This window comes from Flavobacteriales bacterium (assembly GCA_016699575.1).
Taxonomy (GTDB): domain Bacteria; phylum Bacteroidota; class Bacteroidia; order Flavobacteriales_F; family PHOS-HE28; genus PHOS-HE28.
In genome coordinates this window covers 1,546,462-1,562,031 of sequence record CP064979.1, presented here as the reverse complement: position 1 = coordinate 1,562,031, position 15,570 = coordinate 1,546,462, and the positions used below count along the sequence as shown (strand labels likewise).

Sequence of the window (15,570 nt, the reverse complement as noted above, 5' to 3'; positions counted from 1 at the left end):
CCGTTTGAAGGGCCCGCCTTAGGCGGACGGGCGGCGAAAATAGCGGCGGGCCGCTCGGTGACGTTCACACCGGCGGCCCGCTTTCGGCCTCCCTCGTATTTCCCTTGTTGCGCTGGAAGCCTACCTCAACGCGTTCAGAACCCGACCACCTGGACACCCACCGTCACCGGCACGAGCACCGGGCTGCCACCGTCCTCGAACAGCGTGGTGAGGCCGTACTCGGCGAATAGTGCGAGGCTTCCCACCCCAAGACGCACCGCAGCGGCAACATTGTAGGGCAACAGGTTGAAGTCGTCCTTGTCGCGCACTTTGCGGTCGCTGCCCTCATCGGTGTACTTCTGCTTGTACATGGTATCGAAGTACACGCTGCCCACCAGGCCGAAGGCCAGGTGCACGTTTCCTTTCGTGCTGAAGCCTTCGCTGTCGCGCTTCACGGCCTCTTCCAGGGTGGTCGGCATCGTTGCGCGCTTGCTGTTGAACTCCAGCATCAGCGGAACGCGCAGGCCGATCTGGCGCAGCTTGTTCTTCTGGAAGTCGGGCTCCGTCACCGGCATGCCGAAGGTGGTGTCGGCCACATCGGTGAGCACGGTGTTGTCGGCGAAGTGGTAGTTGCGGAACTCGATCCCTGCGCCGGTGTACAATCCTGCGTGGTGGCTGCCGAACTCCACCTTCCACGTGGCGAAGTTGATGGCGAAGTAGCGGGAGCGCCAGTTGTTGAGCGCAAGCCCGTTCGTCTTCGGGCCATCGCCGATGCGGCCGTCCTCCGCAACGAAGCTGTTCAGGCCGAGGTCGATACCGTCCCAGTGGGTGAAGGCGTACTTCCGTTCGCGGCGCAGCTCTTTGAGGAGCGTGGGCAGCGAGTCCTCCGATGTCATCGGTTTGGGCTCGGAGAGGATGGTGATGTACTTGTGCTTCAGTTCCAGGCGGAGCGTATCGCGGTCGTTGCCGAACGCGGTACTGTCGCGCTGGTCGATCACCTGGGCCTGCAGCCCATCGTTGGAGAGTTTCAGCGCCAAGGCATGATGGCCCTCGGTGGCCACGGTGTCTTCTTGGGCGGTGGCCGGCGCGGCAACAAGGATGATGGCGGCCAGCAGAAGGTTCTTCGTTTTCATGGTGTCGGTCTTCCATCGTAGGACGGGCTCGCGGAGAGGGAGTTACAGCTGCCATGGAATTTCCTGTTGGCCCGCTGGCGCCCCAATGGAGCGGTGGCCGCCCTGCAGTGGGAGGGGTGTGAAAAGGGAAGAGCCCCGGATAGCCGGGGCTCTTCATGTGCGGGAAGCGTTGGTTCAGATGCTGCCTTCGGGAGCGAAAACGAAGCGGACGTGTTCCGTCTTCCAAGTGCCGGTGGGATTGTCGCCGATGTCCACCAAGGCCAGCTTCGCCAGCACATAGGCGCAGAGCTCGTCATTGCTGCTGGTGGCGTTGATCACTTCGACCTTCCCTTCCTTGTTCACCACGAAGCTCACGAACACTTCGCCGGTCATGTCGTTCTTGCGCAGCAGGGGGAAGCTGATGTGCTTGTTCAGTTCCTTGTCGAGCGCGCGCTCCAGGGAGACGTCGGTGGTTCCGGTGGTAACAGGGGGCTCGGCAGCGCGGGTGTAACCGAGGGTGAACACGGTGGCGATCACCATCGTGGTGCGGAGGAGGTTGAAGCTTTTCATGGCGGGGATGGTGTTGATGTTGTTCGGTCTTGTGATCATGGGACGGGCATCGAACGCCGGGAGTTACAGGACCCATGGGGCCGTGTGATGAACGGCAATTGGGGTTCAGCGGTGGCAATGGGGCCCTTTGCTTTCCACTGGCCGGTCCAAGAATGACAACCTCAATTGGGGGTGCCGAACGGGCGAGCGGTGCCTCGCCGGATACTTTCGCCCACCTTCAGGAAAAACCATGACCCCCTTGTTGCGCTTCTTTCCCGTCCTTCTGCTTGCCACGGCTTCCATATCCGTGCTTGCCCAACGCCCGGAAACGATTCCCGGCGACATCATCATCCAGGTGGCCCCCGGCGCCGATGCACAGGCCATTGCTGAAGCGGCCGCCCGCTTCAACGGTGAGCCCACCGGTTTGCATGTGGTGCGCGAGCTGAGCCGGCCCATGCGTGCGTGGCTCCTCCACTACGAAGCCATCGGCATCGACCACAGCGCCTTCGTGCGTCAGGTACGCAGCCAGCCGGGTGTCACCATCGCGCAGAGCAACCACGTTGTGAAGGACCGTATTGTGCCGAACGACCCGCAATACGGCAGCGTATGGCACCACGACAACATCGATAGCGAGATCGCGTGGGACATCAGCACCGGGGGCCTCACAGCCACTGGCGACACCATCGTGGTGTGCATCGTGGAGAATGCAGACCTCCCACATCCAGATCTCATCGGGAACGCGTGGTTCAACTTCCAGGAGATCCCCAACAACGGTACCGACGATGACGCCAACGGCTTCGTGGACGATTTCCAAGGCTGGAACCCGAGCGGCAACGATGATGATGTGTACGGCGGTGGGCACGGCACCCAAGTGGCCGGCATGATCGGTGCAAAGGGCGACAACGGCCTTGGTATCGCGGGCGCCAACTGGGACGTGAAGATGATGGTGGTTACCCGCAGCGGCATCAGCGAAGCGGCCGTCATCGAGAGCTACACCTACCCCCTGGAAATGCGGAAGCTTTACAATACCACCGGGGGCAACAAAGGCGCCTTCGTCGTGGCCACCAACAGCAGTTGGGGCATCGACAACGCGGACCCCAATGACTACCCGCTCTGGTGCGCGTTCTACGACAGTCTGGGCGCGGCTGGTGTGCTTAGCTGCGGCGCCACCGCCAACAACAACCTCGACATGGACGTGGTGGGCGACATGCCCACGGGCTGCACCAGCGATTTCATGGTGAGCGTGACCGCCACCAACGATGCGGATGTTCGCACGTTCAGCGGCTATGGTGCCACGGTGGTGGATGTGGGTGCTCCAGGTGAGGACGTCTATACCACCAGCATTGGCGGTGGCTACGGCTCCACCAGCGGCACCAGCTTCGCCAGTCCGCTCACCGCCGGCGTCATCGGTTTGCTGTACAGCGCACCGTGCTCCAGCATGATGAACCTGGTGCAAAGCGATCCCGCTGCCGGTGCTTTGTTCGTGCGCGATGCCCTGTTCGGTGGGGTGGAACAAGTCGGCAACCTGCCCGGCAACTGCACCACCGGTGGCCGCATCAACGCGTTCAACAGCATGCAGCTCATCCTCGATGGCTGTGGCCCTTGCCCGGCACCGTACGACCTAACGGTTGCCAACGTGGACAGCAACACCGTGGTCATCACGTGGCAGAGCAGTGCTTCGGACACCTTCAACGTGCAATACCGTCCGCTCGGCTTCGGTGCCTACATCCCGCTGGGCCAGGTAACTGCGTTGGGGTACACGCTCTCCGGCCTCACCGGCTGCACCACCTATGAGTTCCAGGTGGAGGGCTTGTGCGATTCGATCAGCAGCGGCTTCAGCACGGTGCTTTTCACCACGGATGGCTGCTGTACGGCGCCCGACTTCGTGACCGTGGGCTTCGTGGGCGACAACAGCGGCAATGTGACCTGGCAGGCCGTTAGTGCGGCAACCAGCTACGAGGCGCAGATCAGTGTGGAGGGCAGCGGCGTTTGGACCAGCATCCCGGGCATCACCAATGCGTTCTACGAGTTCACTGGTTTGGATTCCTGCACAACGTATGAAGTGACCGTGCGGACCATATGCAGTGGCGGCCCCACGGCGTGGAGTGATACCGTTTCCTTCAAGACCAGCGGTTGCGGCGCTTGTCTCGACCTGCCGTATTGCCCGAGCGAAAGCGATGACGCCAGTGAGGAATGGATCGCGGGCGTACAGGTAGGCACGTTGAACAACGTTACCGGCACGGATGATGGCTATGGTGACTACACCGGTCTCGGCACCGAACTGGAGATCGGCCAAGGCCACCCCATCACCCTCACCCCGGGCTTCGATGGGCAGTTGTTCAATGAGTACTTCAAAGTCTTCGTGGACCTCGATCAGAACGGTGATTTCGACGGTACGGGCGAACTGGCCTATGATGCCGGGGCCATGACCCAGACCGCGGTCACGGGCACGCTGACCATTCCCGTTGGTGCGTTGGAGGGCTTCACACGCATGCGTGTGATGATGATCTTCAACGACGACGGCGGCGTGGGTTGCACGGACGGTTACAACTACGGCGAGACGGAGGACTACTGCGTTACCCTGGTGGACTTCATCAGCGGCGTGAACGAGCAGGCAGCTGCGCGCGTCAACTTCTTCCCGAACCCGGCCGATCGCAACATCTTCTTCGATCTCACGGGTGTGGATGCTGCCAATGCCTTCATCAACGTGATGGACAACACCGGCCGCGTGGTGGCCAGTCGCCGCATGGAGTGGGGCAGGGCCACCATCACCACGGCGTGGCTCGCTGACGGACTGTACTTCTACAGCGTGGTGAACGGCAACAGTGAACTCGCCCGCGGCAAGTTCGAAGTGATGCACTGAGGGTTTCCGGCTTTTGACTGAACGAGGGTCCCGGTGCGCCGGGACCCTCGTCTTTTCAGGGATCCTACATTCGGCGCACGATGCCGCAGCTATCGGTCGTCATCATCACTTACAACGAAGAGCACAACCTGGGCCGCTGCCTGGCCTCGGTGAAGCGCGTGGCCGACGACATCCTGGTGCTCGATTCGTTCAGCACTGACCGTACGGAGGCCATCGCGCGGGAGCATGGTGCGCGCTTTTTCCAGCATGCCTTCGACGGGCACATCGAACAGAAGAACCGCGCCATCACGCATGCAATGCATCCGTGGGTGCTTTCGCTCGATGCCGATGAAGCGTTGAGCCCTGAACTGGAAGCTTCCATTCTTGCGGCCAAACAACGGAGCGATGCCGACGGGTTCACCATGAACCGCCTGACGAACTACTGCGGCACATGGATCAAGCACGGTGGTTGGTACCCGGACAGAAAGCTGCGTCTGTGGGACAGTCGGAAAGGCCGTTGGGGTGGTGTGAACCCGCACGACAAGTATGAGATGGACGCAGGAGCGCGTATCGTCCACTTGCAGGGCGACCTGTTGCACTACAGCTACAACTCCCTCAGCGACCACATCAAGCAAGTGGACTACTTCACCACCATCAGTGCCAAGCAATTGCATGCGCGTGGGAAGCATGGCGGTGCGCTGAAGATCCTGTTCGGCCCGGTGGCCAAGTTCTTTGGCATGTACGTCATCGGTCTCGGCTTCCTTGACGGTCCGCACGGTTACACCATCGCGCGGATCAGTGCGTTCGCCACGTACCTCAAGTACGCCAAGCTGCGCCAGTTGCACCGCGCTCGATGAACATCCCCGGGCGCATCATCCTCAGCCGCCCCGATGCCTTGGGCGATGCCGTGGTGACGCTCACCACGGCCGGGTGGATCAAGCACCATGCTCCGGGCACGCACATCACTGTCCTCTGCCGCAACTATGCACGACCGGTCTGGGCATGCAGCAGCCATGTGGACGACATCATTACCCTTGACGAACTGCAGGCTGCCGGTGATGCCGTGGCGGTCGAGCGTCTGCGTTCCGCGAACGCCGATGCGGTCGTCCATGTGTTCCCCCACCGTGAAGTAGCGCGCTGGGCGAAGCAAGCAGGCATCGCACGGCGCATCGGAACGAGCCATCGCTGGTGGCATTGGTTCAGCTGCAACGAGCGCGTGGACTTCACCCGCAAGAACAGTGCGCTGCACGAAGCCCAGTTGAACATCAAATTATTGGCGCCGTTCGGGATCCCTGTTCCTGGAAGTGCGGAAGCGCTCATTCCGTGCATCGGCTTTGTGCCGTCGGCGCTGAACGACGACTTGCGCAATATGATACAGTCCGGCAAGCGCATTGTTGTGCTGCACCCGCTGAGCAAAGGCAGCGCGGTGGAGTGGGGGCTGCCGAACTTCAGCGCGTTGATCCACGTTCTCGACCCCGCTCGTTGGCATGTGCTCGTCACCGGCACCAAGGATGAAGCAGAGCGTTATCGCGGTTCACTGCCGCTGGACCTGCCGCATGTGACCGACCTTGGTGGCAAGTTGAAGCTGGATGAATTGATCGCGGTCATTGGTGCGAGCGATGCATTGGTGGCCGCAAGCACCGGACCGTTGCACATCGCGGCTGCGTGCGGCAAGCGCGCCATCGGGCTGTTCGGTATGCGAAGGCCCATCCATCCCGGGCGCTGGGCACCACTGGGCACCGATGCGCATGTGCTCGTGCACGACACCGATTGTCCCCGTTGTGCAAGAGGGGAGGAGTGCGACTGCATTGCACGGATCGCACCGCAGCGTGTCCTTCAGATGCTGGAACGCTAGCGCACCACGGCGATCAGCACGCCCAGGTCGCCATCGAGCTGTTGCAGTCCGGCTTCGGGCATGTAGGCGCGGCTCACGGCACCGTCCAAGTAGAGAGCGTTCGCACAGCCTTGGTCCAGGAAGAAGCGCGCGAAGTCGTGGAAGTTCACCGGCTCCCGGCTGATGGCGAAGACAACACGGCCATCGGTGGTGGTACCAACACCGTTGCGGATGTTCACGTTCTTGGAGCCGGGCGTGAACTGCGCATTGATGCTGCCATCAATGACCAACATGGGACCACTTTGCGTGGCGCAGCGCCAATCGGTGATCATTCGTGCGCCATCCGTGGTGATCACTTCGGCCCGGCCGTTCTGGTGCACGCCGAACACCCCGTTTGGCTGCATGCTGAAGTTGCCGGTGCCGCCCTTGCCCGTATTGAGCTTGTGGTGTTGTGTGCCGCTCTCCACATAGAGCCCCACGGGCGTATGATCGGGGGTGTACATGCCACCGTTCATGGCGAAAAGCAGCGTGCGACCTTGCTGTTCCAGGTCGCTCTTCAAGCGGCCGATGTTCCGGTAGTCTTTTCCCTCCGCATCGCGCCAGTGCATGCTGATGTTCAACTTGTCCGGGACGAAGACCACGGAGGCGATACGGTCATCGGGCCCTGGTGGACGCCCGCTGTAGAGCAGGAGCGCCAAGGAGAACCAGAGCAATGCACGCATGCACCGAAAGTAGGGCCTTACTTCACCAGCCCCGCCGCAATGGCGATGCGCACCAGACCGGCCACGTTGTGCACATCGAGCTTGCGCATCAGGTTGGTGCGGTGCGTGTCCACCGTGCGCGGGCTGATGAAGAGCTTCTCGCCGATCTCCTTGTTGCCGAGGCCTTCCGCCAAGGCCGCCAGCACTTCCACCTCACGCTCGCTGAGGTCCTTGAGCACGGCACTGCCGGTCCGGGGCGCTGCGGCCTGCTTCATCATGGCTTCCATCAGGCCGCTGCCGAAGTGCTTGCGGCCCTCGTGCACGTTGCGAATGGCCAGCAGCACTTCATCCTTGCCCGCGCTCTTCACCAGATAGCCGTCGGCGCCGAGGTCCATCAGGTGTTTTACCACTGCTGCTTCCTCGTGCATGCTGAGCACGATGACTTTCACCTGCGGGTACTTCTCTTTCACCCGGCCGGTGAGCTGCTGCCCGTCCATGTTGGGCATGTCGAGGTCGGTGAGGAGGATATCGGCCTTCAGGTGCTCCAGCAGGTAGAGCGCTTCAACACCGTCGTGCGCGGCGCCCACCACATCGATATCGTCTACGTTGCTGAGCAGTTGCTTCATGCCGTCGGTAACGATGCGGTGATCGTCGCAGAGGGCCACACGGATCCTGTTCTTCGACATTTCAGTTGGAGTTGCCGTTGGTGAGCGGAACGCGGAGCGTTGCCACGGTGCCCTGCACCGGTGCAGGAACGATCTCGAGTTGCCCGTGCATGGCGCGTGCGCGGTCCTGCATGGTCAGCAGGCCAATGCCATGGCCGGTCCTTTGGCCGATGCCTTTGCCATCGTCCTCAACGATCAGCACCAAGCGGTCTTTGTTGCGCAGCAGTTGGACGGCCACGTTGCGGGCATCGGCATGCTTGAGCACGTTGCTGATCAATTCCTGCGCAATGCGGTACACGCCCACTTCCATGTGCTGGGACAACCGTGCATCGAGGCCGAAGTGATCGAACGTGAAGCGCACGCCGGGCCGCGCAAGCGACTTGTGCAGCATGTCGTTGAGCGCGGGCGCCAGGCCCAGGTCACCAAGCGCGCGCGGCATCATGTTGTGGGCGATGCCGCGCACTTCACGACCTGTCTCCTCGGCCAAGGCGAGCACGTCCTTCATCCGCTCGGCTTCGGCAGGGGCTGCCGCTGAAACGCGGCTTGCGATGTCCTCCAACCGGTATTTGAGGCCCGTGAGCTGCTGGCCCACGCCGTCGTGCAGTTCGCCGGCGATGCGTTTGCGATCGGCATCAGTGCGTTCCAGCATCGTTTTCAACCCGCGTTCGCGTTCTGCGATCACCGCGGAATCGCGCTCGGCGCGCGCGCGTGCACGTTGCCGGGCCACCATCTGCCATGTGAGCAGCGCGGCCAGGAGCACCCCGCTGGCGATGAGGCCGATCCACAACCGTTGCCGCCCGATGCGTGCTTGCTGCGCCAATGTCCGTTCGCGCTCCTGTGCCAGTTCCTTTTCGGTGCGCTCCGTCTCGTACTTCACCTGCATGTCGCTGAGCGCATCGATGCGTTCACGGTCGTACACGGAATCCTTCCGCGCTTGGTACTCCTTCTGCAATGCCAAGGCCTTCGGCCAATCGCCCTTGCGCTCCAACGCGGCCACATAACCGAGCAGGGCGCTCAGATGCTGATCGGTGAAACCGCCCGCGCGGCAGAGCACTATGGCACTGTCGTAGCGTGCGCACGCTTCGTCCAAACGTCCCATGTCGCGCAATACGTTCGCCACGTTGCTCTGGTAGGTGGCTTCCCCTTCCTGATCGCCGACGTCGATCGCCATGCGCAGCGCCCTTGTGTAATGCTCCATGGCGGCGTTGTTGTCGCCACGGGTGCGCGCACAGATGCCGAGCACATTGCTGATGCTCGCCACGGCGGCCCGGTCGTCGATGCGAAGGAAGATGGGCAGCGCTTTCTCCGCGGCATCCTCGGAGCCTTCGATGTCCTTGCGATCAACGAGGATCTGCGCAAGTTGACCGTACGTGTTGGCGATCACGTACTCGTTGCCCGTGGGTAGTATGAGGTCGACCGTGCTGCGGGCCACCTTTTCGGCCATTTCCAGATCGCCCATCTGCTGGTAGAGCCGGGCCTGGTTGCCGCGCATGGTGGCCAGGCGCTCCAGGTCACCGCGTTGGGCGTAGATGCGCTCGGCCGCCTGGTTGTGGTGCAGTGCGCTGTCCAGCTCCAACAGTTCGGTGTAGGCTGTTCCCAGCTTGGCGTGCGACGCCGCGATGCCCATGGTATCGGCGAGCGACCGGCGGATGCCGAGCGCGCGGTTGTTGAGGGCGAGGCAGCGCGGAAATTGCCCAAGGCGGTAGAGCGGTATGGCCAGGTCATTGGCCGCTTGGGCAACCAAGGCGCTGTCGCGAAGGCTTTCCGCCAGCTTCAAGGCTTCTTCACCGTACCGGACGGCCTTCGCCGGATCGGTGAAGCTCAATTCCCACTCGATCTCGCCGAGGGTGCGCACGCGGTCGGCGCCGCGCTGACCGTCCAATGCGCGCAACAGGCTGTCCAGCATGGTCTGGCCTTGCATGTTCGAGGCCGCCAACAACATCGCTGCTACGCTGAGCCCAATGCGCATGGACGCAAATAACGGTTTCGGGCGCGGCCCGGCACTACGGTGCATCACGTAGCGGGCACGGTCGTGCGGATATCTTCACCGCCCACACTTGCACCATGCTCGATCTCGTACGCGGCGCCAAAGCCGCATCCGGCAAGCACACGCTCGCCGTCATCAACAGCGATGCCGACCTGAAGCACCTCAGCCTCAGTAACACCGACAAGTCGCACATGCTGGCCCAGCTCAATGCCGATGCCTTGGTGGCCGGTTGCGAAAGCGGAGGGGTGCTCACCTTGGTGCACCGCATCAAGAAAGAGGACCGCAGTGCGCTGCTTGAACGTGCGCGCAAGGCCGGTGCTGATATGTGTGCCCGTGTGAACGCTTTGAAGATCGGAGAAGTGCAGTTGGTAGGCCTGGCCAACGATGCCGAGGTGGCGCTGGCCGTTGCCGAAGGCGTTTGCCTGGCCAACTACGAGTTCCGCAAGTACAAGACCAGCGGCAAGGGCAACAGCCTGAAGAAGATAACCGTGACCGGTGACGGCATTACCCAGCAGTTGGTGGAAGAGCTCGATGATGTATGCGAAAGTGTGTGCCTTGCGCGCGACTGGGTGAACGAGCCGGTCATCTTCCTTACCGCTACGCAGATGGCCAGCCAGATCCGTGATCTGGGCAAGCAGCTCGGCTTCAAGGTGACGGTGTTCAACAAGCAGCAGATCGAAGCCTTCGGTATGGGCGGCCTGTTGGGCGTGAACAAGGGCAGCCAGGATCCGCCGACGTTCACCGTGCTGGAGCACAAGCCGAAGAACGCGGTGAACGATCGTCCCATCGTGCTGGTGGGCAAGGGCGTGGTGTTCGACACGGGCGGCCTCAGCCTGAAGCCCACGCCCAACAGCATGGACTACATGAAGTGCGACATGGGCGGCGCCGCTGCGGTATGCGGTGGCATGGCGGCCATCGCGCGGCAGGACCTGCCGGTGCACGTCATCGGTCTCATACCGGCCACCGACAACCGGCCCGGCGAACGCGCCATCGTGCCGAGCGATGTCATCCGAATGCACAACGGCATGACGGTGGAAGTCATGAACACGGATGCCGAGGGGCGATTGATCCTTGCGGATGCGTTGAGCTACGGCGAGCAGTTCAAGCCCGAGCTGGTGATGACCATCGCCACGCTAACGGGTGCTGCGCAGCGCGCCATCGGCAACTACGGCATCGCCGTGATGGGAACGGCGGACGACGCACGCTTCGCTGAGCTGAAGGCCGTGGGCGACCGCGTGTACGAGCGGACGGCGCAGTTGCCGTTCTGGCCCGAATACGATGCCGAGATCGAGAGCACCGTGGCCGACATCAAGAACCTGGGCAGCGACCTCGCCGGTGCACAGACCGCTGGCAAGTTCCTGGCGCGCTTCACCAAACATCCGTTCATCCACCTCGACATCGCGGGCCCGGCCTTCTTGCACAAGCGCGACAGCTACCGCGGCCAAGGCGGCACCGGTTGCGGTGTGCGCTTGTTCTACCACTTCGTGAAAGAGCGCGCGGCCATCGGGAAGCGGAAAAAGTGAACCCGGCCAAGTGATCGGACATCCATCAACAACCAACGGAGCAGCCAACGGCCATTGGCCAATGGCCATTGGCTCATCCAAACCAAGAATGACCATCCCACGCATCGGCATCTCGTGCGGCGACCTCCACGGTGTCGGCCTCGAAGTGGTGCTGAAGACCTTCGAAGACAACCGCATCCTGCAGGACGTAACGCCGATCCTGTACTGCGGTGCCAAAGCCGTTTCGTTCCACCGCAAACAACTCGGGCTGGAGGAGGCCGTGCCCTACCATCGTATCGCCCATGCCGGCGAGGCTGTGGCACGCAAGCTCAACGTGGTGAACCTGTGGGATGATGACCTGCCGCTGGAGATCGGCAAGCCCAGCGCCAAGCATGCCGCCTTTGCCATCATGAGCCTGGAAGCTGCTGCGCAGGACCTTGGCAGTGGCAAGGTGGATGCGATCGTTACAGCGCCCATCGACAAACAGAGCATGCAGGGTGCGGGCTTCAAATACCCCGGCCACACGGAGTTCTTGCAGGCCATGGCCGGCACGGATGCGCAAGTGCTCATGATCCTCGTAGGCGATGGACTGCGTGTAGGTACGGTGACCGGTCACATACCACTGAAGGACGTTCCGGAGGCCATCACCGCCGAGCGCATCGTGGCCAAGGCCAGGCTCTTCCACCAGAGCCTGCTGCGCGATTTCGGCTGCAGCGCCCCGCGCATCGCCATCCTTGGCCTCAACCCGCACGCTGGCGATGGGGGAGCCTTGGGGACCGAGGACCGCGAGCGCATTGCACCGGCAGTGCGCCAGTTGAAGGAGGAAGGCATTGCGGCCATGGGCCCATACCCGGCCGACGGCTTCTTCGGCAGCGGCCAATACAAGCACTTCGATGGCGTGCTGGCCATGTACCACGACCAAGGCCTGGCGCCGTTCAAAGCGCTCAGCTTCGGCACGGGCGTCAACTACACCGCGGGGTTGCCGATCGTGCGCACCAGTCCCGATCATGGCACGGGGTACAGCATCGCCGGCAAGGGCGAAGCGGATGAAGGCAGCTTCAGGCATGCCGTCTGGATGGCTTGTGACATCCGGCAGCAGCGCGAGCATTACCGGGCCATCAGCGCCAACCCGCTGCAACCACAGGAGCGGGGGAAGAAGGAGAAGGACTGACCGCAGTTCTTTCGGTCCATGCACGGCGCCTCGTGCGGGTTTTATTCGGCTGCGGTTCCGACGCCTCCTTTGCTAGGTCTTCGGGTCGCTGTTGGACCTGCATACGGTTCAGCGGCCATCGCGCATCTTTAGCCTTTCCCGCCACTCCCCCTCATCCCGCTGCTGTCGATGCCGAGCAAACGCGTTTCCGTTCTCCTGCCGGTGCTGTTCGTCTCCAGCTTCCTGCTGCACGCCCAACCATACACCTACAAGGCCCGATACGATTCGCTCGGCACGCGCCACGACCTGTCGCGCCCGCTGATCGAGCGCTACTTCATCACCGCCAACCACGGTGCGGCCTGCTTCAACCTCGGCTTGAAGAACGAGATCAGGGCCAACGCCAAGGAGGAATTCGCGCTGGCCGAGCAGCTGGGGATCGATACGCTGCTCGCGACTTCCTCCCAGCATTTGGGCGATGCGCTCAACGGCTCTGCGGATGCTGCATTGCAGTTGAAGTACTTCTACCAAGGGCTGGACTACGCGCAGCGTTCAGGCAACCAGAACCACATAGGCACTGCCTACAAGCAGATCGCCACGGTGTACAAGTCCTTGGGCGATCTGCCCAAAGCACTGGAGTTACTGAAGCTCGCTATCGCCAATGTGAGGTCGGATTACCAGATCAGTCGGACCTGCCAGCATTTGAGCGACACGTATCGCCTGATGGGCCAGCCGGATTCCGCACTGTATTGGGCGCAGCGGTCCAATATCATCACCGATCCGGGAAGTGATCCCTACGCCTACGCCCGCTCGTACTACATGCTGGGTGCGGCGTACGCGGCGAAGAACGAGCGCCAGCTGGCCGATGTCCATTTCGCTCGGGCGATCGAGGTGGCGGATTCCTTCCATGTGATGATACCGCTCTATGGAACACTTATCGGTCGGGGGCAGATGGAACTGGAAGTGGGTGACATCCCTGCTGCTATCGCTGACGGTCGGCGGGCCTTGCTCGTGAGCAAGAACGGTGGCAACCTCGAAGGCTTGGTCGGTGCATCCGATCTCCTACGCCGATCCTTTAAGGCCGGTGGCCAAGCCGACAGCGCCTACCACTACTTCGAGCTGCGGGTGCTGTACGCCGACAGCCTGATCAACGCCACCAACCTGAACAAGCTCCAGAACATGGCCTTCGCGCAGGAACTGAAGGAGCAGGAGGAGGCGAAGGCGAAGGAAGAGGAACAAGCAGCTCGCTCCCGCAACATCCAGTTCGGCATCATCGCCCTCATCGTCATCACGCTGGGGATCTTTCTCCTCGTCTTTAGTCGCACCGCGGTCGTGGGTGCCAAGGCCATCAAGAACCTCTCGCTCATCGCGCTGCTGCTCTTCTTCGAGTTCATCAACTTACTGCTGCATCCGTTCCTAGGTGAACTCACGCATCACTCACCGCTGCTGATGCTACTGTGCATGGCCGCGATCGCCGGGCTGTTGATCCCGCTGCACCACCGCATGGAGAAGCTGATCACCAACATGCTCGTAAGCAAGAACAACCGGGTCAGGTTGGATGCGGCGCGGAGGACGATCGAGGAGCTGGAGGGAAGTCGCGGAGAAGCCAACGCCAGCTGAACACGATGAACGCAAGGACAAGTCAACAACGGATTGCCTCCATGGTTTTCAGACCACTCGTTCTTCTTATCGGCATTGGTTCCATCGGAAACCTGCACGCCCAGCCCCTCGACACGCTTGCTTCCAGATTTCGTGGCCTCCCGGTAGACTCCCTCGAAGCACTTGAGCGGACGGCGACCGATCCAAGGGTGAAATGCACCGCCATTGCCAGGCTCGTCAGCCAGTACCTCTTCCTCGGTCGCTCGGAGGACTGCATGAAGGCTGCTATCCGTGGACTGGAAGCGGCCGAGCGGACCGGGAACGATACGCTGATCGGCCGTGCCCACTTCGGCATTGGCGGGGCGTTCATGCAGCTCAACGATGTGAACGGCGCGCTGAAGCACTTCAACATCTCCCTCGCACGCTTCCAGCAGGCCGGGGATAGCATGGGGATGGGGGCCGTTTGCAAGGAGACCGCGATCGTGTACCAGCGGGCCGGGGATACCGAGGGCACCTTGCGCTATATGCGGAAGGCACGGGCCTATGGCTTGAGCAAGGGGATCTACGGCCGCTCGATGTCCATCCTGGCCAGGTGCCACATGGAACTTGGCGACCTTGATTCCGCGCTCTACTATGCCCGCAAGGCCGATGTGCTGAAGGTGCCTGGGAATGATCCATATGGCTATGCCAACTTCCAACTCACTCTGGCCCAGGTGCACGCTGCCAGGGGGGAGAACGACTTGGCCGAACCTTACTTCAAACGGGCCTTGGCCGTTGCTGATTCTGCCGGTGTGCCGGAGCCGCTCATCAATGCTGCCGCCGGTTATGCCAAGCTGCTGATCGGTCAAGGGCGCATGGCGGAAGCGCTCGCATGGTCGCGTAAGGGCTACGAAGCCACCGGGTATACGCGACTTCCGCACCTCCTGGTGAAGTCGACCACGGCCCTATCCGATGCCTTTGCCGCGCACGGCATCACCGATAGCGCGCTGGTGTATTCGAAGCTTGCGCATGCCTGGCGCGATTCGCTGATCGTGCTCCAGAATAAGAGCCAGCTTCAGAACCAGCTGTTCACCCAGGAGCTGAAGGACCGCGAGGATGCGAAGCTGCGCGCGGAGGAAGTCGCCGCCCGCTCCCGAAACATCCAGTTCGGCATCATCGCCCTCATCGTCATCACGCTCGGCATCTTTCTTCTCGTGTTCAGCCGCACGGCGGTGGTGGGCGCCAAGGCCATCAAGAACCTCTCGCTCATCGCGCTGCTGCTCTTCTTCGAGTTCATCAACCTTCTGGTTCACCCGGTGTTGGGCGAGATCACCCATCATTCGCCGTTGCTCGTGCTGCTCTGCATGGCCGCCATTGCCGGGCTGCTGATCCCGCTGCACCATCGCATGGAGAAGCTGATCACCAACATGCTCGTATCGAAGAACAATCGGGTGCGGTTGGAGGCGGCGCGGAGGACGATCGAGGAGTTGGAGGGGGCGGGGCAAGCCGAGGGTGGGCACTAAGCCACTACCCCGCTTCCCACCACGCTCTCCATCGCCTCCTACGCCGCGTGCACAGCCTGCCCCGCGCTCGCGAGGCTTTGCGAAGCGATGGCGTGGTTCTTCACGTCCTGCACGCTGATCCGCAAGGTCTCTGTCTGCTCTTGGGCCTTGA

At 62.1% G+C, this 15,570-nt stretch carries 12 protein-coding genes; 7 read left to right on the top strand and 5 right to left on the bottom strand.

Annotated features, from left to right (window positions below; genetic code table 11):
• Positions 1 to 134: 134 nt before the first annotated feature.
• Both IPJ76_06450 and IPJ76_06445 read right to left on the bottom strand, forming a co-directional pair.
• Positions 135 to 1,112, bottom strand: a complete 978-nt coding sequence (locus tag IPJ76_06450) for a hypothetical protein (protein ID QQR87860.1) — start codon at positions 1,110 to 1,112, stop codon at positions 135 to 137.
• 174 nt (positions 1,113 to 1,286) lie between these two features.
• Entirely contained in the window at positions 1,287 to 1,700 is a 414-nt protein-coding gene (locus IPJ76_06445) for a hypothetical protein (GenBank protein ID QQR87859.1), read from the bottom strand.
• A 190-nt stretch (positions 1,701 to 1,890) separates the two neighbouring features.
• On the opposite strand from IPJ76_06445, the gene IPJ76_06440 reads away from it, so the two are divergent.
• From IPJ76_06440 to IPJ76_06430, 3 genes are all read left to right on the top strand, one after another.
• Entirely contained in the window at positions 1,891 to 4,503 is a 2,613-nt protein-coding gene (locus IPJ76_06440; GenBank protein QQR87858.1) for a S8 family serine peptidase, read from the top strand.
• Positions 4,504 to 4,583: 80 nt separating this feature from the next.
• The gene (locus tag IPJ76_06435; GenBank protein ID QQR87857.1) at positions 4,584 to 5,339 is read left to right on the top strand and encodes a glycosyltransferase family 2 protein; all 756 of its coding nucleotides are present in this window, start codon (positions 4,584 to 4,586) and stop codon (positions 5,337 to 5,339) included.
• Entirely contained in the window at positions 5,336 to 6,337 is a 1,002-nt protein-coding gene (locus tag IPJ76_06430) for a glycosyltransferase family 9 protein (protein QQR87856.1), read from the top strand. Before IPJ76_06435 ends, IPJ76_06430 begins: the two co-directional genes overlap by 4 nt.
• On the opposite strand, the gene IPJ76_06425 is transcribed toward IPJ76_06430, so the two are convergent.
• The 3 genes from IPJ76_06425 to IPJ76_06415 are packed head-to-tail and all read right to left on the bottom strand — an operon-like array spanning position 6,334 to position 9,651.
• Positions 6,334 to 7,038 (bottom strand): phosphodiester glycosidase family protein, encoded by a 705-nt coding sequence (locus IPJ76_06425; GenBank protein QQR87855.1) that lies wholly within the window; start codon positions 7,036 to 7,038, stop codon positions 6,334 to 6,336. The two genes, IPJ76_06430 and IPJ76_06425, sit on opposite strands and share 4 nt — an antisense overlap.
• A gap of 17 nt (positions 7,039 to 7,055) precedes the next feature.
• The gene (locus IPJ76_06420; protein ID QQR87854.1) at positions 7,056 to 7,703 is read right to left on the bottom strand and encodes a response regulator transcription factor; all 648 of its coding nucleotides are present in this window, start codon (positions 7,701 to 7,703) and stop codon (positions 7,056 to 7,058) included.
• A 1-nt stretch (position 7,704) separates the two neighbouring features.
• Complete coding sequence (locus IPJ76_06415; GenBank protein QQR87853.1) at positions 7,705 to 9,651, bottom strand: sensor histidine kinase; 1,947 nt, start codon at positions 9,649 to 9,651, stop codon at positions 7,705 to 7,707.
• Between the two features lie 272 nt (positions 9,652 to 9,923).
• Between IPJ76_06415 and IPJ76_06410 the strand changes: the two genes are divergently transcribed.
• From IPJ76_06410 to IPJ76_06395, 4 genes are all read left to right on the top strand, one after another.
• Positions 9,924 to 11,192, top strand: coding sequence for a leucyl aminopeptidase family protein (locus IPJ76_06410; GenBank protein ID QQR88410.1), 1,269 nt, complete (start codon positions 9,924 to 9,926; stop codon positions 11,190 to 11,192).
• An 88-nt stretch (positions 11,193 to 11,280) separates the two neighbouring features.
• The gene (gene pdxA, locus IPJ76_06405; protein ID QQR87852.1) at positions 11,281 to 12,342 is read left to right on the top strand and encodes a 4-hydroxythreonine-4-phosphate dehydrogenase PdxA; all 1,062 of its coding nucleotides are present in this window, start codon (positions 11,281 to 11,283) and stop codon (positions 12,340 to 12,342) included.
• A gap of 168 nt (positions 12,343 to 12,510) precedes the next feature.
• A complete protein-coding gene (locus IPJ76_06400; GenBank protein ID QQR87851.1) occupies positions 12,511 to 13,938 on the top strand; it encodes a tetratricopeptide repeat protein in 1,428 nt (475 codons plus the stop codon).
• Between the two features lie 188 nt (positions 13,939 to 14,126).
• A complete protein-coding gene (locus IPJ76_06395; GenBank protein ID QQR87850.1) occupies positions 14,127 to 15,419 on the top strand; it encodes a tetratricopeptide repeat protein in 1,293 nt (430 codons plus the stop codon).
• The last annotated feature ends 151 nt before the right edge of the window (positions 15,420 to 15,570 follow it).